We start from the raw sequence: 18,617 nt of genomic DNA on the forward strand, positions 1-18,617 counted from the left end.
CGCGGCTATAGCCGCATGTGGCGCCAGTTTCCTATCGTCTTCACGGCAATTAACATCTATGCACGCTGAATGTCCCGGTAATACCTGCGGCGGAAGCCGCGGTATCATAACGAGATCCCCGATCCAGTCGGGGAAGAGTCTCTCCGCCAAGCACCCGGTTATGATCGAAATACCTCATACCTCCAATTACCGAAATTCCCGTAACTTTACTTCACATCATGTTATCAACCGACAATTTCGAAATCCGCCTTCCGCAGTTTGAAGGCCCCTTCGACCTGCTTTTATTTTTCATCGAGCGGGATGAGCTCGACATACAGGATGTTCCTATAGCCAGGATAACGGATGATTTCCTGGATTATCTCCATCATTTGAATTCCCTGAACATAGAAGTTGCCAGTGAGTTTATTTTTGTAGCGGCCACCCTGATGCGGATCAAGGCTAAGATGCTTTTGCCGCGGCCCGACCTTGATGAAGAGGGGAACGAGGTTGATCTTAAACGGGACCTCATCCGGAAACTGATCGAGTACAAGAAGATAAAAGAAGTAACGGAAGAGTTCAAGTTACTTGAACACGAGCGCTTTCAGTTGGAGAAGCGGGGCAATATCAGTTTCGATATGCAACAGATCGCTCTTACGTCGGAGCCCGGGGAAGAACTTGAGTCGTTCGATCTGTATAAATTAATGATGACCTATGCCAGGGTCATTAAAAGGAGTCAGCAGCGCGACGATAAACAGGAACATATTGTTGAGAAGTATCCTTATAATATAGAAGATCAGAAGACTGTGATCCGGCAGCTTCTTGAAATAAATAAAAGGCTGGACTTTAAGGGTTTGTTATCGACCTCCGATAATAAGGTCCATTTTGTTTACAATTTCCTGGCCTTGCTTGAGATGCTTCAGCAGGACCTGGTCACTATTCAGACCGGCCTTGGATTTAATAATTTTTGGATTGAAAGTAAAGTGCTGAGGGAAGCTTAAACGCAGAATGTTGAAGGAAGCTTAAACGCAGAGTGCGAAGGAAACTTAAACGCAGAGGACGCAAAGTACAACGCAGAGTTCGCAAAGGTTTGCGCCCGCTGGCCGCAAATCCCCCCCCCCCCCACCACAGACACTAAAATATCGTTGTCATCCCACGAAAGTGGGGACCTACCATTTATTCTTTGAGATCGCAAATGCTTTTGTCGAAACTTTGCGTCCTTTGCGCGCACTTTGTGTTCTTTGCGTTTAACCCCTGCGTAGGTAGTATACCATACGGATCTTAATTTGTATTTTTGTCTGCAACATTTTTAATTTACATCCAAACACCCTAATAATTCATGAAGAGAGATAAACTTATATTCAACCTGATCGATGAGGAACAAGAACGTCAGGAAACCGGCCTGGAGTTAATTGCGTCAGAAAATTTTGTAAGCAGGCAGGTAATGGAAGCTGCAGGTTCAGTGCTGACCAACAAATACGCAGAGGGTTTGCCGGGGAAGAGATATTATGGCGGGTGTGAGGTTGTTGATGAAGTTGAAAATATTGCTATTGAGCGTGCCAAGGAGTTATTTAATGCCGTGTGGGTTAATGTTCAGCCGCACTCCGGGGCACAGGCGAATGCTGCGGTGCTGCTGGCGGTGTTAAATGCGGGGGATAAAATATTAGGTTTCGATCTTTCGCACGGCGGGCACCTGACCCATGGCTCACCTGTAAACTTTTCGGGTAAGTTATACCAGCCTTTCTTTTATGGGGTGGATCGTGAAACAGGACTTATAGATTATAAGAAACTTGAGAAGGTAGCTTTAAAAGAGAAACCGAAGCTGATCATTTGCGGGGCGTCGGCCTATTCAAGGGATTGGGATTATAAATTTATCCGTTCGGTTGCTGATAAGATCGGCGCCCTGGTAATGGCTGATATTTCACATCCTGCGGGCCTTATTGCCCGTGGCTTGCTGAATGACCCGCTTCCGCATTGTCATGTTGTTACAACAACCACTCATAAAACCCTCAGGGGCCCGCGCGGCGGGATGATCATGATGGGCCAGGATTTTGAGAACCCTATGGGCCACAAGACTCCTAAGGGCGAGATCAGGATGATGTCGTCGGTACTGGATATGGCCGTATTCCCGGGCACCCAGGGCGGACCCCTGGAGCATATCATTGCCGCGAAGGCGATCGCTTTCGGCGAAGCTCTTAGTGAAAGCTACATGAAGTATATTATCCAGGTAAAGAAAAATGCAGAGGCTATGGCAGAAGCATTTGTAGCCCGCGGATACCAGCTTATTTCGGGCGGAACGGATAATCATATGATGCTTATCGACCTTCGTAATAAAAATATCACCGGAAAAGATGCCGAGAACGCATTGGGTGAAGCATCGATCACCGTAAATAAGAACATGGTGCCTTTTGACGATAAATCTCCGTTCGTGACATCCGGGATACGTGTAGGAACAGCTGCTGTAACTACCAGGGGTCTCAAGGAGAAACAAATGGTAAAAATTGTTGAGCTGATCGATGAAGTGATCTCTAAACCAGGTAACTCTGCACACTTTAAAAAGGTGAGCAAAAAGGTGAACGAGATGATGGAAAAGTTCCCGCTCTATGCAAAATAGGTTCCTGATCTAAACAATGTCTGAAACACTGGCTGGGGAGATAGAAAATGCCCGGTTGCTCGCCCTTAAGAGTTACCGGATCGTAGATTCTTTGCCAGAGGCTGAGTACGACCGTATTACGCGGCTGGCTGCATATATCTTTAAGAAGCCGGTCGCGCTGATCTCTTTTGTTGATCGCGATAATGTATTCATTAAGTCACAATACGGTATTCAGGTAGAACATACCCTCAGAGAAGAGTCGATATGCAAGTTGATCGTTGAGGAAAGCAGCTTAATTATAATTGAAGATACAACCCGGGATACCCGCACGGCAAGTCTGTCCAATGTGTTGGGAGGCGCAAAAATACGGTTCTATGCAGGCACTCCCCTGATATCTCCGGATGGAAAAGTCCTGGGGTCACTGAGTGTGATGGATTTTGTGCCGGGCACGCTTAACGAGGAGGAGAAGCAGGCTTTAGAAGATCTCGCTTTTGAAGTAGTTGCCCACCTGGAGGTAAGGAAGAAAAACCTGGAGCTGAAAGACCTTATTACCAAGCACGAGGAGATCAGTACGATGTTTAATAACTCTGCTGAGCTCCAGTGCATTACGGACAGGAATGGGATTATCCTCGTCGTAAACAAAGCTGTTGAGAATTTGCTGGGTTACACTCCCCAGGAAGGTGAAGGCCGGCCTATATGGGACTTTTTTCCTGAAGAGGATAAAATGAGCCTGCTCCCGGTATTTTCCCAGGGGCTCTCGGCGGGTAAAAAGAATTTCGAGGTTGAAGTTCGCATCAGGTCAAAAGATGGTACCCTGAAATGGATGGGCTGGTCGCTCGCTGTTAAGAACAACAAGTGGTATGCGAACGGGAGGGATATTACCGAGAGAAAGGCTGCCGAGGAGCAGTTGCTGCTTGTTTCGCTTGTAGCCAGCAAAACGATTAACGGGGTTGCTATCAGTAACAGTGAAGGCAAGATCAAATGGGTAAATGATGCGCTGGAAAACCTGACGGGCTACACACTCGAGGATTTTAAGAATACACGCCCGGGAGATCTGCTGGCAGGCGAAGGGACTGACAAGGTTCTTCTCGAAGCCGCGCGGCGCCAGGCTTCCGAATGCAAACCTTCCAATATTGAATTATTAAGTTATAAGAAAGACGGCTCCCCGATCTGGCTCTCGATCTCGAACACACCAACCTTTAATAAAGATGGCAGCCTGGATCAGCAGGTTGAGATCATCAACGACATTTCTGAGCGTAAGCTTGCCGAAGCCGAGCTGATTAAGACCCGTGAGGAAGCGCTTCAGTTAAGCAAGGCAAAAGAAACCTTTCTTTCAGTAATGAGCCACGAGATCCGGACGCCCTTAAATGCGGTAATAGGAATGTCGCATATCCTGATGGATGATAATCCCACAGAATCGCAGAAAGAGAATTTGAAGATCCTTGGATTTTCTGCTCAAAACTTGCTGAAACTGATCAATGATATACTGGATTTTACCAAGATCGAGACCGGGCATATGGTGCTTGAAAGTGCCAATGTGAATCTGAAAGAACTGGTTTCTCAAACTCTTAATTCTCTTCAGTTTAAAACGGCAGACCGGCCGGTGGCATTGAGATCGGAGATAGATCACCGGATCCCCACCTTTGTTAAAGGGGATAATATCCGTTTATACCAGATATTAATGAACCTTTTGGGTAATGCTGTAAAATTTACCGAAGAGGGGGAAGTGAAGTTGAAGCTGGACCTCCTGCAGGAAACAAAGCAATCGGTAAAAGTGAGGTTCGAGGTTTCGGATACGGGGATAGGCATTGAGCCTGAAAAAATAGATTACATCTTTGACTCTTATACACAGGCGAACTCGGATACGACGAGAAAATATGGCGGAACCGGTTTGGGACTTGCCATCACCAAGAGCCTGGTTTCCCTTCACAACTCTGATATGGTAGTGGAAAGCGAAATTGGAAAGGGATCTAAATTCAGCTTTATTATTGATTTTGCGCTCTCGGAGGGGTCTTCTGCTGCGGTCGAAAACAAAACAATGGAACAATTGTCAGCATCGATCCTTATAGTTGACGATAATGAGATCAACAGGATACTTGCCAGCAAAGTGCTCTCCAAATGGGGAGTCAAGGTAGATTTCGCTGAGAATGGTAAGGTAGCGGTGGATAAGGTGCAGCAATCGGTATTTGATCTTGTGCTGATGGACCTGCATATGCCCGTGATGAACGGAATGGAGGCAACAAGAACTATCCGCAGCTTAGGAAGGGAATATAGCAAGCTTCCTATTGTCGCGCTCACGGCATCTCTTTTTGCGCATGAACTGGAAACGATAAATGAGTGTGGGATGGATGGCTATGTAATGAAACCCTTTATACCGGGTGAGCTTTACGCCAAGATAAAGAGCCTTCTGACTAATCGCTAATTATAAAGAAGAAAAAGCCGGCACCCGGGAGGGTGTCCAGCTCTTTCTATCTAAATTAACGCTCTCGATATATTATACGCCTAAAACGCAATTATGTTTCATCCGGCGTGAATTATATTTTCAATTAATCTTAAAATTCTGAGTGTCACTATATTAATTTTCGCAGTTATTATTCTGTGAAGGCTAAAGTGATGATGCTTATGCTTAGGCCATCGATCCCGGCTAATGCCAAACAGCAGGATTCAAGGGTTGCGCCGGTTGTCATGACATCATCTACGATCAGGACATGTTTGTTTACAAGTGGTTTTTTATCGGGACAGGAGAAGGCATCGCGGAGGTTTTCATACCGTCCGAATCTTGATCTTTTTGTTTGAGTTTGCGTGTTTTCTGTCCGCACCAGGCTGCCGGGCGCAACCGGAACCTGAAGAACAGAAGCCAGTCCTTCAGCAATCCGCTCGCTCTGGTTATACCCTCTTTGCCTTAGCCTTGAGGGGTGAAGGGGCACCGGAATTATAAGATCGGGTTTCTGCCAGGTTTCGCTGTTGTTTAATGCGATGGCGTATAATTCCCCCATTCTGAAACCGGCTTTAGGGCGTTTATTGTACTTGAGCTGGTGTATTATATTCTGAACCCTGCCGCCTTTTCTGAAAAACACGAAGGACGAAGCCTGCTTGAAATTGAAACGCCCCCAAAGCTGTTTGGCAAGTTCATTAGAAGGGTCTTTATGGAAATTAGTTACCGGGAGATGATAGATGCAGCTGGTGCAGATCTCACGTTCATTTGAAAACAGGCTGGCTCCGCAGCCGGCGCACAGTTCGGGGAAGAAGAGGGAGAGGAGGTCTTGGAGGAGGTTTGCCAGGGATTTCATGTCGGTATTTTTTAAACGCAGAGGGCGCAAAGTGCGTCGCAAAGGTCGCTGAGTGTAAAGCGTGTTACCATGCGCTTTATCTATTTTTAAACGCAAAGTAGGAAATAGGGCAGTCCTATGTTGTATACTTTAAGAACTGGCCAGGCGCCTGTTTTTAACGCAAAGGCCGCAAAGTTCCGCGCAAAGGACGCGGAATATGGCTTAAAACGAAGTTTCAGGGCGAGCGCATTTTTGCAAACCTTTGCGAACTCTGCCTGTCCGAACGATTCAGCCGGGCGGGCGTTGTACTTTGCATCCTCTGCGTTTAAACTTCGGTTGATACGTAAAATGAGTTCAATAGTATGCGCAACGCAAAGTGCCTCGCCAAGGTCGCTAAGTGTAAAGTCTGTTAACTACGCGTTTTATCCCATTTTTTAAATGGAGTTCATTAAAGTTGATAAGCAAACCGAGCCTGTAATTGCCCAACTTTAAATAGGTAAGGGTTTGAGCGAAATAGATATCGTTCATTTCTAAAACGCTTTTGATTTCAACAACTACTTTATTTTCTACTAATAAATCAATTCTATATCCACATTCCAGTCTAACGTCCTCGAATATCAAGGGCATAGCTTTCTGCTTTTCGACAATAATACCTTCTTTACATAATTTATAGTGTAAGCATTCCTCGTAGGAACGTTCCAATAAACCCGGCCCCAAAGCACTATGTACTTCAATTGCCAGCCCTATAATTACATGGGATAATTCATTTTCTTTTAGCATTGCTTTGCGTCCTTCGCGCGGTTCTTTGCGCACTTTGCGTTAAGTCAGCCGCTAGAGATAAGTTGCTAAAGTATTTGAAATCTTACTAGTTAATGTAAGACGGACGAGATTTTCGAGGTAACGGTAATCTAATTCTTAACCGCCAGTTGCCCGCAGGCTGCGTCAATGTCTTTTCCCCTGCTTCTTCTGATATTGGTATTAATGCCTTTTCTCCTCAGATACTCTGCGAATGCGTCGATGCGGTCGGTTCCGGCGTTCTGGAAATCAGCGAAACTGATCGGGTTGTACTCAATGATATTTACCTTGCATGGAATATGCCGGCAAAATTTTGCAAGTTGCTCGGCATCGCGCAATGAGTCGTTGAAATCGTTAAAAACGATGTATTCGTAAGTAACCGGGTTCCTGGTCTTAGAATAATAATACTTGAGTGCGTCAGCCAATGCTTCTAATGAGTTTTGCTCATTTATCGGCATTATGGTATTGCGCTTTTCATCATCTGCAGCATGCAGTGAGAGTGCGAGATTGAAGCGGACTTCATCATCGCCCAGCTTGCGGATCATTTTTGCTATGCCCGCAGTGGATACGGTAATGCGCTTTGCCGCCATATTCAGGCCGTCTTTCGCGGTTATGCGCTCTATGGATTTCAGGACATTAGCATAATTAAGCAAAGGTTCGCCCATGCCCATGTACACGATATTAGTTAGGGGGGCCTGGTAGTTCTGCTTTGCCTGGCGGTCAATTAATACCACCTGGTCGTAGATCTCATCCGGGTTGAGGTTCCGTTTCCTTTCCATATAACCGGTTGCGCAAAACTTACAGGTCAGGCTGCAGCCTACCTGCGAACTGACGCACGCTGTCATACGATCGGCAGCGGGTATAAGAACTCCTTCAATAATATTGCTGTCGTATAACTTGAAGGTGCTTTTTATTGTTTTATCAGCGCTGAACTGCGATTGGTGAACATTCAGGTTATTTATTACAAAGAGCTCCTTCAGTTTCTCCCGCAATGGTTTGGAAAGATTGCTCATCTCGTCAAAATCGGTACAGGATTTCTCCCATAGCCACTCATATACCTGCTTGGCGCGGAATGCAGGCTCTTTAAGTAGGGCGAACTGCTCTTTAAGCTTATCAACCGACAAGCTCCTGATATCTATTCTGGTATGTTCCATTGCAATCCGCAAAGTTACCATTTCAGAAGCTCAAATAAGTATTAACCTTTTTACAATGATTTTCGTATGACGTTAAAGTAATCTTAAGTTATATTTATTACCTAATAAGCTATGATAATGCTAATTTCTGAATATGGGGTATGATCAGACACATTAGCGCTGACTTCATCGTTCCCATTCATGGTGAGCCTGTAAAAAATGGGGTGGTTTCCTTTAATGAACAGGGTGAGATAGTTGACCTGTCTGATAAAAGCAGCGCCCGTGTTGATGGATCTGTTGAAAGTCTGAAAGGTATAATTGTTCCGGGTTTTGTAAACTCTCACTGCCATCTTGAGCTATCGCACATGCTGGGGAAGATACCGGGTGGCGAAGGGCTTATTCCATTTATCAGCAAAATAATCGGAAGACGCCATGCGGATGAAAGCCTCGTTGCGGACGCGATGCAGGAGGCCGACAAACGGATGCTTGAAAACGGTATAGTTGCCGTGGGGGATATTTCGAACAATATACTTTCCAGGGAAGTGAAGTTGAACAGTGCTTTATACTATCACACTTTCGTGGAATTTATGGGCTTTGACCCACAGAAAGCCGCGGCTATTTACCGTAAAGCCCTTGAACTTTTAGAAGATTTTTCGCCTTTGCCGGCATCGCTTGCCCCGCATGCCCCATATTCTGTTTCGAAGGAGCTTTTGAAGCTTTTTCAGAAAAATAAGGCTGGCAAGTATGGGATCACATCTATTCACAACCAGGAAAGTGATAATGAGAATGAGTTTTACAGGTATAAAACCGGCAGATTTGTGGATTTCTACAAGCAGATGGGCATTGCCATCGATTTCTTTAAACCCCAGGCGCGTAATTCAATTCAGTCTGTCGTTCCGTTATTTTCGCCGGGGCAACGTGTATTACTGGTTCATAATACCTATACAAGTCTAAAGGACGTCTATTTTGCAAACCGCTTTAACAGGGATATTCATTGGTGTTTTTGTCCGAAGGCCAACCTGTATATAGAAGGCAGGCTCCCAAAAATCGACATGTTTCAATCCCACGATTTTAACATTACTGTGGGCACCGACAGCCTGGCCTCAAATGATAAGCTTTGTATACTCGAGGAGTTAAAAACCATTAAAGCGCATTTTCCGCTGTTGCCCCTTGTTAAGACGATACGGTGGGCAACCATAAACGGCGCGAAGTTTTTAGGTATCGACAATAGGTACGGTTCAATTGAAGTCGGGAAGTTTCCGGGCTTAAACCTGATCACTAATACGGATGGGCTGGAGTTGACTCCGGCATCGGAAGTAAGGAAGATTGTTTGAGTAACGAGCCTGACCCCGAAGGTGTCCGCCCGGATGAACACCCTTCGGGGTCGTTTTGTCGGAAATATCGATTACTATAAACGTGCGACCGCCTTCGGGGTCGAAACGCAAAATCTCCTAACCGGAACCAGTGGTTACAGGATTGTCGCCATACTTATTTTCAACGGTCCACTTTGCACTGTCCTCCACATTTGTGGTTATGACCTTAAAACTCCAACTTTACGCGGATGAACGCTATAAAAAAGCTTTTCGATATCGAATTTCCTATTATTCAGGCGGGTATGGTATGGTGCAGCGGCTGGCGTTTAGCTTCCGCGGTTTCCAATGCCGGGGGACTGGGATTAATCGGTGCCGGTTCTATGTATCCCGATGTTTTAAGGGAACATATTAAAAAGTGCAGGCTGGCAACGTCAAAGCCTTTTGGCGTTAATGTGCCGCTGTTGTATCCGGATATCGATCAGGTCTTTGAAATCCTCGCAGAAGAAAGGATTCAGATCGTTTTCACTTCAGCAGGTGACCCGTCAAAATGGACTCCTTCGCTGAAGGAAAATAAAATGAAAGTTGTACATGTTATTGCAAACAAAAAATTCGCGTTGAAGGCTGAGCAAAGTGGGGTGGACGCCATTGTTGCGGAAGGGTTTGAAGCAGGCGGTCACAATGGCCGTGAGGAAACGACAACGCTCTGCTTGGTTCCTGAGATCTGCGAAACGGTGGGTATACCGGTAATTGCGGCCGGCGGGATAGGAAGCGGCAAGGCTATGCTGGCAGCTATGGCCCTTGGTGCGGAAGGTGTTCAGGTTGGATCGGCTTTTGCGGCATCTGTAGAGTCATCGGCACATGAAAATTTCAAAAAGGCGATCTTAAATTCGGGAGAGGGTGATACCAAATTAAGTATGAAGACATTGATCCCGGTAAGGCTGATGAAGAATGATTTTTTTCACCGGGTAGAGAAGGCCGAGGCCGGGGGCGCCACACGGGCAGAGCTGCTGGAATTATTGGGGCGCGGCCGGGCAAAAAAGGGTATGTTTGAAGGCGACCTGAGCGAAGGCGAGCTGGAGATCGGCCAGGTTGCCTCGGGCATACGCGAGATAAAGCCTGCCGCTATTATTTTACAGGGAATGTGGCAGGAGTTTATTGCGGAGAAGGAACGGATCAGTAATTTATCTTTTTAAGATCAATATGAAGCATTTAGATATTATAATAAGCGGAAGGGTCCAGGGGGTGTTTTTCAGGGCTACAAGCAAAGCTGTAGCCGACCAGCTTGGAGTGAAAGGAACGGCGCGAAACCTGGCAGACGGCACTGTATTCATCGAAGCCGAGGGGGATGATTTTTCACTTGACCTGTTTCTGGAATTTTGTCACAAGGGTTCAGACCGGTCTGCCGTGGAAAAAGTGGAGGTTAGCGAAGGTGAACTGAAAAACTATCGTAATTTTGAGGTCGTAAAGAAATAACGTTAATCACGTACCTCATTGTCAGCACTTAAGAAATTTGCAGGCCAGACGGCTATCTATGGTATAAGCACCGTTATTTCCAGGTTTCTCGGATTCATCTTAACGCCTTTTTATATCCGGATCTATTCTGCCAAGGTGTACGGGATTTTTACGGTTATGTTCAGCTGGGCATCGATGCTCAACGCTGTCCTTTCCTTTGGGATGGAAACCACGTTCTTCAGGTATCTCAGTAAATATGAGAACGACAAGCAAAAGGTATACGACAATACCTTTCTGACGATCTTTGCATTATCTGCTGTATTTCTGACCTTCTCTAGTCTTTTTGCAGGTGATATTGCAGCATGGATGCAGGAGGGCAAAAGATATAATGAAAATTATGCCACTTATATCCGGTACTTTACCTGGATCATCGTTGCCGATGCGCTCGCTGTTATTCCTTTCGCCAAACTGCGTGCTGACGGCAAGCCTATCCGCTACAGCGTTATCAAATTCGCCAATATTTTAATGTTCATCGGCCTTAATTTCTTTTTCATACTTGTAGTTCCCGCGATCATTACAAACCAGCTGCCCGGCGAAAGCCTGGTTTCAGGGTGGTACCGTGAAAATTGGGTCGGTTATGTCTTTTTTTCTAACCTTATAGCCAGCCTGTTAACGCTGGTCTTGCTAATTCCTGAGCTGTTGCAGGTGAGGCTTAAATATGACGGAAAGCTTTTAAAGGAAATGTTCTATTACAGCCTTCCCGTTCTCGTTGCCAACATGTCTTTTATAATTAACGAAAATTTAGATAAGGTGTTTCTTGGAAAGCTGCTGCCGCCGGATATTTCAGAAACCCATGTTGGTATTTACGGCGCCTGCGCGAAATTAGCCGTCTTCCTGAGCATTTTCATCCAGGCATTTCGATTAGGCGCCGAACCCTTCTTCTTCAGTTATTCGAAAAATAAAAATTCGGGTGAAACTTATGCCCGGATAATGAACTATTTTGTGATTGCCGTCTGCCTGATCTTTGTGATGCTGGTAGCCAATATCGAGCTCCTTAAGCATTTTATCAAGGCAGGCGACGATATCCAGCGGACACTTTACTGGTCCGGTTTAAAAGTTGTGCCTGTTTTACTGTTTGGCTATGTCAGCCTGGGGATTTACGTTAATTTATCCATTTGGTATAAATTATCAGATCAGACACGCTATGGATTATATATTTCCGGGATCGGGGCATTACTAACCATTGTACTGAATCTTATTTTCATTCCTGAATACAGTTATATGGCTTCTGCATGGATCTCATTAACTGTGTATAGCATTATGATGGTGTTTTCTTATGTCTGGGGGCAAAAGAATTATCCGATACCGTATAATCTGAAAAAGAATATCTCCTATCTTCTTGCTTCCGCTGCTATCGTATTTGTATCATTTGTAGTATTTAACCGTAATTTGATCATTGGAAATACCCTGTTTATTATATTTACGTTAGTAACTCTTTATATAGAACGCAAAGAAATAATCGCCTTGCTTGGATCCCAAAGCTCAAAGCCCCAAGCCCAAAGCCCCGACGATGAACATTAAAATAATAAACAGATCTCCTCATGCACTGCCGGCCTATGAAACCGAAGCCTCAGCTGGGATGGACCTTCGTGCCCACCTTTCCGCACCGGTAATAATTGCGCCGATGCAGCGTATGTTAATTCCGACGGGGCTTTTTATTGAGCTGCCGGTTGGCTTTGAGGCACAAATAAGGCCAAGAAGCGGGCTGGCCTTAAAATATGGGATCAGCATACTGAATTCGCCGGGAACGATCGATGCGGACTACCGGGGGGAGTTGAAAATTTTGCTTATTAACTTCTCTGATGTCAATTTCGAGGTTGCTGACGGCGATCGCATTGCGCAAATGATCATATCGCGGCATGAACAGGTACGTTGGGATGAGGTTGATATTCTGACAGAAACTATTCGTGGTGAAGGCGGATACGGGCACACAGGACTATAATATGATTAAAAAACTGGCTTTGACATTCATCCTGGCGATTTCATCTATGATCGCTAATGCTCAGAAAAACCAGGGGCCGGTTATAGTGGTGGGCAAGGTTTTAAGCCAGCGCGACAGCCTGCAGGTCAGGGAGATCTATTTCGAAGGGCTGCATCAAAAGCTTATGGAGAATTATCCCCAGGCGGCTTTGTCTTTTCAAAAAGTGCTCGAGATCGATGCTGCCAATGACGCGGCGATGTATGAGCTTGCCAATATGAGCTTTGCCCAAAATAAACAGACGGAAGCTGAGCAGCTGATAAGAAATGCGGTCACTGTTAATCCGGATAATGAGTGGTACTGGTCTTTTCTTGCGGGGGTCTATAAGAAGACCAATAATATTTCTGAATTGGTTCTTGTTCTCGACGAACTTATCCGGCTCGCACCCGAAAAAGAGGAATACTACTACGACCGGGCAAATTCCTTTATGATCCTTAAAAAAACTGACCTGGCTATCAGCGCCTATGATGAAATTGAGGCCAGGTTCGGGCCGTCGGAAGACCTGTCATCGGCAAAGCAACGCATTTTGATGCGACAGGGCAAATCAGACATTGTTGAACAGGAGCTGGAAAAGCAGATCAAAGATAAGCCGGATGATATTCGTAATTATCTGTACCTCAGCGAGGTTTATGCCAAATCTGGCGACAGGGATAAAGCAGTCGGGATACTCAATAAGGCAAAGGCGGTGGAACCGGCAAATGCCCTGATCCGCCTCGCCCTGGCAGATAATTATAAAGCTTTAAAACGCTTCGATGATTCTTTTATTGAGCTGAAGGTCGCTTTTGCCGATCCCAACCTTAACGTGGACGAGAAGGTGAGAATAGTCCTTTCCTTTTTCCCGATGTTTGCGGATTTTAAAGCGAGGGCCTACGCCAGTGAGCTGGCTTCGATCATGACGAAGACGCATCCTGATGAAGCAAAAGCGTTTGCTATATATGGCGATGTCTTGTTCCAGGAGAAAAAATATAAGGAGGCGCGTGATTCCTATAAGACCGCCCTGAAGCTGAATGACCAGATCTATCAGATCTGGGAGCAATTGCTGCGGATTGAAGTTAGCCAGGGCGATTTTCAGCAGGCTATCGTTGATGGAGAGGAGAGCCTTACAGTTTTCCCGAATCAGGCCGAACTTTATCTGTACACAGGTATTGCATATTCGCAAACAAGAAAACATGATAAAGCGGTGTCTTACCTGAAAAGCGCTTTAGACCTGGAAACTGAAGATGAAGAGGTTCGGGCTCAAATATTTTCAACGCTTGGCGATTCATATAATGCCCTGAAGAGATTTAAGGAATCCGACCAGTCTTACGAGAAGGCCCTTGAGATCAATCCGGATAATAGTTATGTGCTGAACAATTATGCTTATTATTTATCCCTGAGAGGAGAAAACCTTGATAAGGCGGAAAAAATGTCTAAACGGGCTGTTCAGCTAAATCCGGATAATTCTGCCTCGGAGGATACTTATGCCTGGGTTCTGTTTAAACTTAAAAAGTATCCGGAAGCGCGTACCTGGATTGAAAGAGCTTTGCGAAACGGTGCAACGAATAGTTCTACGCAGGTGGAGCACTATGGCGATATTCTCTTTTTATTAGGGGAAAAAGACCTGGCTTTGCAGCAGTGGTTAAAAGCCAGGGAGCTGGGAACAGGTTCAGAAAACTTGAACAAAAAAATTGATGAGAAGAAATATGTGGAATAGGGCTGTTTATATAGTGATGATAGCCGGAATTTTAGGAGGATGTAAGGCTAAGAAGGCAGTTGTGACCCCATCCCCTGCGGCTTCGGTGGCAGATACGACGCCGGGCACTCCGTCTGTGGACGTTTTGAATGCTGCGAGAGTTGCTAAAATCGAGGCTTTAAATGCAAAGCGGGCAAATTTCAGTACCTTATCCGGAAAGGCAAAAGCCTCTCTTGTTATAGGAACGAATTCCAATGATGTCACAATGAATATCCGGATAAAAAACAATGAGGTTATTTGGGTATCTGTAACAGCCCTGGCGGGCCTGGAGGTTGCGCGGGCGTTAATAACACCAGACAGCGTTAAAGTGATCAACCGTCTTGAGAATGAATATATACGGAAGCCATTTAGTTATCTTCACGAATTTACGAACGACCAGGTGAATTTTGGAACGCTGCAATCGGTGTTGCTGGGTAATGCAATCCCGGAATTTATGTCGGGCTCAACTGAACTGAATATTAAAGGTACCCAGACTGAATTAAGCAGTGCTGTCGGGTCTTTGCTCTACAGGCTGCTCTCAAATGACCGGGATAAAGTTATTCAGACGGACCTTAGTGATGAATCTGCAGGCCGTTCGCTGATAGTTGCTTATGATGAATTTCAAACGATCGCTGGCCAGGAGGTTCCGCACTCGGTTGTGCTGCGTTCGCGTGTAAAGAATAAGAACATCAGCCTTGATCTTAAGTTTGCAAAGATCGAGTTAGATATGCCGGTAGATATACCATTTAGGGTTCCGGATCGTTTTACCATCAAAAATTAGATAGATTTGTTTAAATGAAGTTATTACGGTATTTCCTGGTCATTTCAGTGCTGCTCTTTAGTCCCGCAGTCTTCGGGCAAAGCAGTTCTGAGCTGAAAAGACGTAAAGAGGCGCTCACCCGCGAGATAGAATCACTTAATAAAAGCTTGAATCGAACTTCTTCTAATAAGAATCTCTCCCTCAAACAGATCCGGGCACTTAACGCACAAATTCGCCTTCGCGAGGAAAAGATCAGTACCATAAATTCTGAAGTACGGTTACTTGATAACCAGATCTCTGATAATACTAACACCGTCCGCTCGCTGCAGTCTCAGTTGAATAAACTTAAAAAGGAATACGCCGGTATGGTCCTTTTTGCATTCAGGAACCAGAGCTCGTATAGTAAGCTGATGTTCATTTTTGCTTCCCAGAATTTTAACCAGGCTTACAAGCGATTAAAGTACCTGCAGCAGTTTAGTGAATACCGGAAGAAGCAGGCTAAGTACATTGAAGGTACATCCAGGGACCTTAATATAAAGATCGGGGAACTGGATCGTAACAAGCAGGAAAAAAATCACCTGTTAAGTGACCAGGAAAAGGAGAAGCGTACACTGGGGGTGCAAAAAAGCAGCAAATCAAAAGTTCTGACGGGGCTTAACCGTGAGGAGAAGAAATTAAAACAAGAACTTTCAAAGAAGCAGCGGGAATCCGCGACCCTGAACCGGGCAATTGCAAATGCGATTAACAGGGAAATTGAGGAGGCGCGGAGAAGAGCTGAGGCGGAGGCCAGGGCAGCGGCCGCGAAGGCGAAAGCTGAAAATAAGGAAGCTCCTGACGCCAAGCCGATCTCCAGGGGCTCGAGTATCCTTGCCGCCACACCAGAATCGGCAAAGCTGTCCTCAGATTTCCTGGGCAGCAGGGGTAGCCTTCCATGGCCGGTGACGAACGGGATCATTATTGAAGGTTTTGGGAACCATACATACGGCCGTAACGTTACGACAGAAAATAATGGCGTGGATATAAAGACTGCGCAAGGTTCGGCTGTACGGGCTGTGTTCGGAGGCGAAGTGGCGGCAGTTCAGAACTTTGCAGGTTCCTATGCAGTTTTGATCCGTCATGGTGAATATTTCACAGTTTATTCAAATTTGCGGACGGTTAGTGTATCAAGAGGCCAGAAAGTAACGTTAAAGCAGAATATAGGTACTGTTATTACAGATCCGGTAGATGGTACGACGGAGGTCCATTTTGAAGTAAGGAAAGGCGCTGAGCCTATGAATCCTGCCGGCTGGCTTGCAAATTAATTTTAGTTAATTAGGTTGTTTAATTGCCTATATTTGTATATTGATTTTTTTAAGAAATGTATAGTTCAATCTTGTTGTTTATGAATATCGGGGGGCCGGAGATGATCCTGATATTTCTTGTGGTTCTGCTGCTGTTTGGCGGAAAGAAGCTTCCTGAGCTTGCCCGTGGCTTAGGGAAAGGCCTAAGAGAGTTTAAAGATGCTTCTGACGGTATTAAAAGGGAGATCCATAATAATATTAATACTGTAACTGAGGCTACTGCCGACATGGACAAGGATATAGCTCAAGCCACATATAATGTGGATCCCGAGTCTCCTGATTATGCACATGGAACTGAACCGGAAGGAAGTTTTAAGGTCGATCCGGAGGCGCCGGCTGTAACTGAATCCGGGCTTTCTGACAAGGTTAGCGGTGAAGAAACTAAAATTGCACACTAAATAAGATATTATGTTAAATTCAACTTTGTTGGTAGCAGGACTTGGAGCTACTGAGATCATTCTGATTGTTGTGGTCGTCCTGTTATTATTTGGAGGTAAGAAGATCCCGGAACTTATGCGCGGACTTGGAAGAGGAATCAAAGAATTTAAGACCGCACAAAACGGGGAAGGCGATTCAGCTTCGCCGGCATCCAAAGATCAGGATAACAAATAATTACTATCTGGAATGATCCTGTATACCCCATTTATATGGAGGTATAGGGATCATTTTATATTTTGTCCGGCGGAACTTCTTTAGAGACGATGAAGAACCTACTCCCCGGACAGGCAGCCCTTAGCTCTGATGAGTTAGTCTTAGCTGTTTAATCAATAATACCTCATTCCATTTATGGAAGGTTTTCCATCTCTCAAACAAATTCAAACCTTGTTGACCGGCCGGGAAATGTACCTGCCGGATGTAGTCGCTGATTATTTACAGCGTATTGAAGAACGAAAGGAGCTGAATGCTTTTCTGGAAGTGTTTTCGGACGAGGCCCGGTCAGCTGCTTTACGTATCCAGGACAAGATCGATAGGGGTACGGCAGGGAGGCTTGCGGGGATGGTTATTGGTATCAAAGATAACATCTGCTACGCCGGCCATAAGGTGTCCGCATCTTCAAAAATACTTGATAATTATACTTCCCCATTTTCGGCGACTGTGGTCGACCGGCTTTTGGAGGAGGATGCCATAATCATAGGGAGGCTGAATTGCGACGAATTTGCCATGGGTGCTTCAAATGAGTCTTCTTATTATGGCCCTGTTCGTAACGATGCTGATGTCACCAAAGTATCCGGAGGATCATCTGGCGGGGCTGCTGTAGCGGTTCAGGCGAGGCTTTGCCACGCCGCCCTGGGTACAGATACGGGAGGTTCCGTTCGTCAGCCGGCGTCTTTCTGTGGAGTAGTGGGCTTGAAACCAACGTATGCACGTGTGTCAAGACATGGGATCATTTCTTATGCATCTTCTTTTGACCAGGTTGGACCGATCACAGGTTCTGTACAGGATGCTGCCTTATTGCTCGAAGTGATTGCCGGGCCTGACAAATATGACAGTACCGTTTCCAGCCATGCAGTCCCAGCTTATTCTGATTTCCAGCATGCAAAAGGACCCAAAAAAATAGCGTATTTATCTGAAGCCCTCCACTCCGAGGGCCTGGATCCTGAGGTTAAAGCTATGTTCGAAAGGAATATCCTTAACCTGAAGGCAGCAGGTCATCTTGTCGAGCCGGTTTCGTTTGATTTGCTTGAGTATGTAGTCCCGGCATACTACATACTGACAATGGCGGAAGCTTCATCTAATCTTGCCAGGTACGACGGCGTTCATTACGGATACCGCAGCGCAGAGGCTACGGATCTTGAAACAACTTATAAGCGATCGCGCTCCGAGGGTTTTGGTTCAGAGGTGAAACGGCGGATAGTATTGGGGACTTTTGTTTTAAGTGCAGGGTATTATGACGCTTATTATGCAAAGGCACAGAAAGTCAGGCGACTGATCCGGGACAAGACTGACGAGATCTTAGCGGAGTATGATTTCATTATGACGCCCACAGCACCGGCGCCGGCATTTACCATTGGTGAAGCAAGTGATGACCCCGTTGTGAATTACCTGGCCGATATCTTTACGGTTCAGGCATCTCTTGCCGGGATACCAGCAATATCTTTACCCTCGGGCAATAACACAGCCGGACTCCCGTTAGGTATTCAGTTTTTGGGGAAACGTTTCGAAGAGGGTGAGCTGTTGTCTTTTTCAAAAAATATAGAGGAACTACTGAGAGGTAATTTAAATAACGTTGTTTAACT

The 18,617-nt window shown here is 45.6% G+C and carries 17 protein-coding genes; 14 read left to right on the forward strand and 3 right to left on the reverse strand.

Going from position 1 to position 18,617, the window contains the following annotated elements:
* Window positions 1-218 precede the first annotated feature (218 nt).
* The 3 genes from P2W76_RS15235 (at window position 219) to P2W76_RS15245 (ending at window position 4,991) form a co-directional block, all read left to right on the forward strand.
* Window positions 219-977, forward strand: a complete 759-nt coding sequence (locus P2W76_RS15235; protein ID WP_276348757.1) for a segregation/condensation protein A — start codon at window positions 219-221, stop codon at window positions 975-977.
* A gap of 338 nt (window positions 978-1,315) precedes the next feature.
* The gene (gene glyA / locus P2W76_RS15240) at window positions 1,316-2,590 is read left to right on the forward strand and encodes a serine hydroxymethyltransferase (RefSeq protein ID WP_276348758.1); all 1,275 of its coding nucleotides are present in this window, start codon (window positions 1,316-1,318) and stop codon (window positions 2,588-2,590) included.
* Between the two features lie 16 nt (window positions 2,591-2,606).
* A complete protein-coding gene (locus P2W76_RS15245; protein WP_276348759.1) occupies window positions 2,607-4,991 on the forward strand; it encodes a PAS domain S-box protein in 2,385 nt (794 codons plus the stop codon).
* A 169-nt stretch (window positions 4,992-5,160) separates the two neighbouring features.
* On the opposite strand, the gene P2W76_RS15250 is transcribed toward P2W76_RS15245, so the two are convergent.
* The 3 genes from P2W76_RS15250 to rlmN form a co-directional block, all read right to left on the reverse strand.
* Window positions 5,161-5,859, reverse strand: coding sequence for a ComF family protein (locus P2W76_RS15250; protein ID WP_276348760.1), 699 nt, complete (start codon window positions 5,857-5,859; stop codon window positions 5,161-5,163).
* A 372-nt stretch (window positions 5,860-6,231) separates the two neighbouring features.
* Window positions 6,232-6,651, reverse strand: a complete 420-nt coding sequence (locus tag P2W76_RS15255) for a GxxExxY protein (RefSeq protein ID WP_276348761.1) — start codon at window positions 6,649-6,651, stop codon at window positions 6,232-6,234.
* Between the two features lie 95 nt (window positions 6,652-6,746).
* Window positions 6,747-7,787: a 23S rRNA (adenine(2503)-C(2))-methyltransferase RlmN gene (gene rlmN / locus P2W76_RS15260; RefSeq protein ID WP_276348762.1), complete on the reverse strand. Its 1,041-nt coding sequence runs from the start codon at window positions 7,785-7,787 to the stop codon at window positions 6,747-6,749.
* A gap of 140 nt (window positions 7,788-7,927) precedes the next feature.
* Here rlmN and P2W76_RS15265 point away from each other — a divergent pair, with 140 nt between their 5' ends.
* From P2W76_RS15265 to gatA, 11 genes are all read left to right on the forward strand, one after another.
* Window positions 7,928-9,100: an amidohydrolase family protein gene (locus P2W76_RS15265; protein WP_276348763.1), complete on the forward strand. Its 1,173-nt coding sequence runs from the start codon at window positions 7,928-7,930 to the stop codon at window positions 9,098-9,100.
* Window positions 9,101-9,327: 227 nt separating this feature from the next.
* Window positions 9,328-10,272, forward strand: a complete 945-nt coding sequence (locus P2W76_RS15270) for a nitronate monooxygenase (RefSeq protein WP_276348764.1) — start codon at window positions 9,328-9,330, stop codon at window positions 10,270-10,272.
* A gap of 7 nt (window positions 10,273-10,279) precedes the next feature.
* Window positions 10,280-10,552 carry an acylphosphatase gene (locus P2W76_RS15275; RefSeq protein ID WP_276348765.1) on the forward strand — a complete coding sequence of 91 codons (273 nt, stop codon included), beginning with the start codon at window positions 10,280-10,282 and terminating at the stop codon, window positions 10,550-10,552.
* A gap of 18 nt (window positions 10,553-10,570) precedes the next feature.
* Window positions 10,571-12,112 (forward strand): oligosaccharide flippase family protein, encoded by a 1,542-nt coding sequence (locus P2W76_RS15280; RefSeq protein ID WP_276348766.1) that lies wholly within the window; start codon window positions 10,571-10,573, stop codon window positions 12,110-12,112.
* Entirely contained in the window at window positions 12,102-12,533 is a 432-nt protein-coding gene (gene dut, locus P2W76_RS15285) for a dUTP diphosphatase (protein WP_276348767.1), read from the forward strand. Before P2W76_RS15280 ends, dut begins: the two co-directional genes overlap by 11 nt.
* 1 nt (window position 12,534) lies before the next feature.
* On the forward strand, window positions 12,535-14,262 hold the full coding sequence (locus P2W76_RS15290; protein WP_276348768.1) for a tetratricopeptide repeat protein: 1,728 nt from the start codon (window positions 12,535-12,537) through the stop codon (window positions 14,260-14,262).
* Window positions 14,240-15,061 (forward strand): DUF4292 domain-containing protein, encoded by an 822-nt coding sequence (locus tag P2W76_RS15295; RefSeq protein ID WP_276348769.1) that lies wholly within the window; start codon window positions 14,240-14,242, stop codon window positions 15,059-15,061. The genes P2W76_RS15290 and P2W76_RS15295 overlap by 23 nt, the downstream gene beginning before the upstream one ends.
* Window positions 15,062-15,075: 14 nt before the next feature.
* Window positions 15,076-16,341: a peptidoglycan DD-metalloendopeptidase family protein gene (locus P2W76_RS15300; RefSeq protein ID WP_276348770.1), complete on the forward strand. Its 1,266-nt coding sequence runs from the start codon at window positions 15,076-15,078 to the stop codon at window positions 16,339-16,341.
* A gap of 56 nt (window positions 16,342-16,397) precedes the next feature.
* Window positions 16,398-16,778 carry a twin-arginine translocase TatA/TatE family subunit gene (gene tatA / locus P2W76_RS15305; protein WP_276348771.1) on the forward strand — a complete coding sequence of 127 codons (381 nt, stop codon included), beginning with the start codon at window positions 16,398-16,400 and terminating at the stop codon, window positions 16,776-16,778.
* A gap of 10 nt (window positions 16,779-16,788) precedes the next feature.
* Window positions 16,789-16,992, forward strand: coding sequence for a twin-arginine translocase TatA/TatE family subunit (gene tatA, locus P2W76_RS15310; protein ID WP_276348772.1), 204 nt, complete (start codon window positions 16,789-16,791; stop codon window positions 16,990-16,992).
* A 174-nt stretch (window positions 16,993-17,166) separates the two neighbouring features.
* Window positions 17,167-18,615: an Asp-tRNA(Asn)/Glu-tRNA(Gln) amidotransferase subunit GatA gene (gene gatA / locus P2W76_RS15315; RefSeq protein ID WP_276348773.1), complete on the forward strand. Its 1,449-nt coding sequence runs from the start codon at window positions 17,167-17,169 to the stop codon at window positions 18,613-18,615.
* The last annotated feature ends 2 nt before the right edge of the window (window positions 18,616-18,617 follow it).

Origin of the sequence: Daejeonella sp. JGW-45 (assembly GCF_029360805.1) — a bacterium.
In the GTDB taxonomy this organism is placed as follows: Bacteria; Bacteroidota; Bacteroidia; order Sphingobacteriales; family Sphingobacteriaceae; genus Daejeonella.

Excerpts from the sequence above, each read along its gene's own strand:
- P2W76_RS15300 (WP_276348770.1), top strand. The coding sequence starts at position 15,076 with ATGAAGTTATTACGGTATTTCCTGGTCATTTCAGTGCTGCTCTTTAGT.
- P2W76_RS15295 (WP_276348769.1), top strand. The coding sequence starts at position 14,240 with ATGAGAAGAAATATGTGGAATAGGGCTGTTTATATAGTGATGATAGCC.
- glyA (WP_276348758.1), top strand. The coding sequence starts at position 1,316 with ATGAAGAGAGATAAACTTATATTCAACCTGATCGATGAGGAACAAGAA.
- P2W76_RS15265 (WP_276348763.1), top strand. The coding sequence starts at position 7,928 with ATGATCAGACACATTAGCGCTGACTTCATCGTTCCCATTCATGGTGAG.
- P2W76_RS15235 (WP_276348757.1), top strand. The coding sequence starts at position 219 with ATGTTATCAACCGACAATTTCGAAATCCGCCTTCCGCAGTTTGAAGGC.
- P2W76_RS15245 (WP_276348759.1), top strand. The coding sequence starts at position 2,607 with ATGTCTGAAACACTGGCTGGGGAGATAGAAAATGCCCGGTTGCTCGCC.
- rlmN (WP_276348762.1), bottom strand. The coding sequence starts at position 7,787 with ATGGAACATACCAGAATAGATATCAGGAGCTTGTCGGTTGATAAGCTT.
- P2W76_RS15250 (WP_276348760.1), bottom strand. The coding sequence starts at position 5,859 with ATGAAATCCCTGGCAAACCTCCTCCAAGACCTCCTCTCCCTCTTCTTC.
- dut (WP_276348767.1), top strand. The coding sequence starts at position 12,102 with ATGAACATTAAAATAATAAACAGATCTCCTCATGCACTGCCGGCCTAT.
- P2W76_RS15290 (WP_276348768.1), top strand. The coding sequence starts at position 12,535 with ATGATTAAAAAACTGGCTTTGACATTCATCCTGGCGATTTCATCTATG.
- P2W76_RS15275 (WP_276348765.1), top strand. The coding sequence starts at position 10,280 with ATGAAGCATTTAGATATTATAATAAGCGGAAGGGTCCAGGGGGTGTTT.
- P2W76_RS15270 (WP_276348764.1), top strand. The coding sequence starts at position 9,328 with ATGAACGCTATAAAAAAGCTTTTCGATATCGAATTTCCTATTATTCAG.
- gatA (WP_276348773.1), top strand. The coding sequence starts at position 17,167 with ATGGAAGGTTTTCCATCTCTCAAACAAATTCAAACCTTGTTGACCGGC.
- tatA (WP_276348771.1), top strand. The coding sequence starts at position 16,398 with ATGTATAGTTCAATCTTGTTGTTTATGAATATCGGGGGGCCGGAGATG.
- tatA (WP_276348772.1), top strand. The coding sequence starts at position 16,789 with ATGTTAAATTCAACTTTGTTGGTAGCAGGACTTGGAGCTACTGAGATC.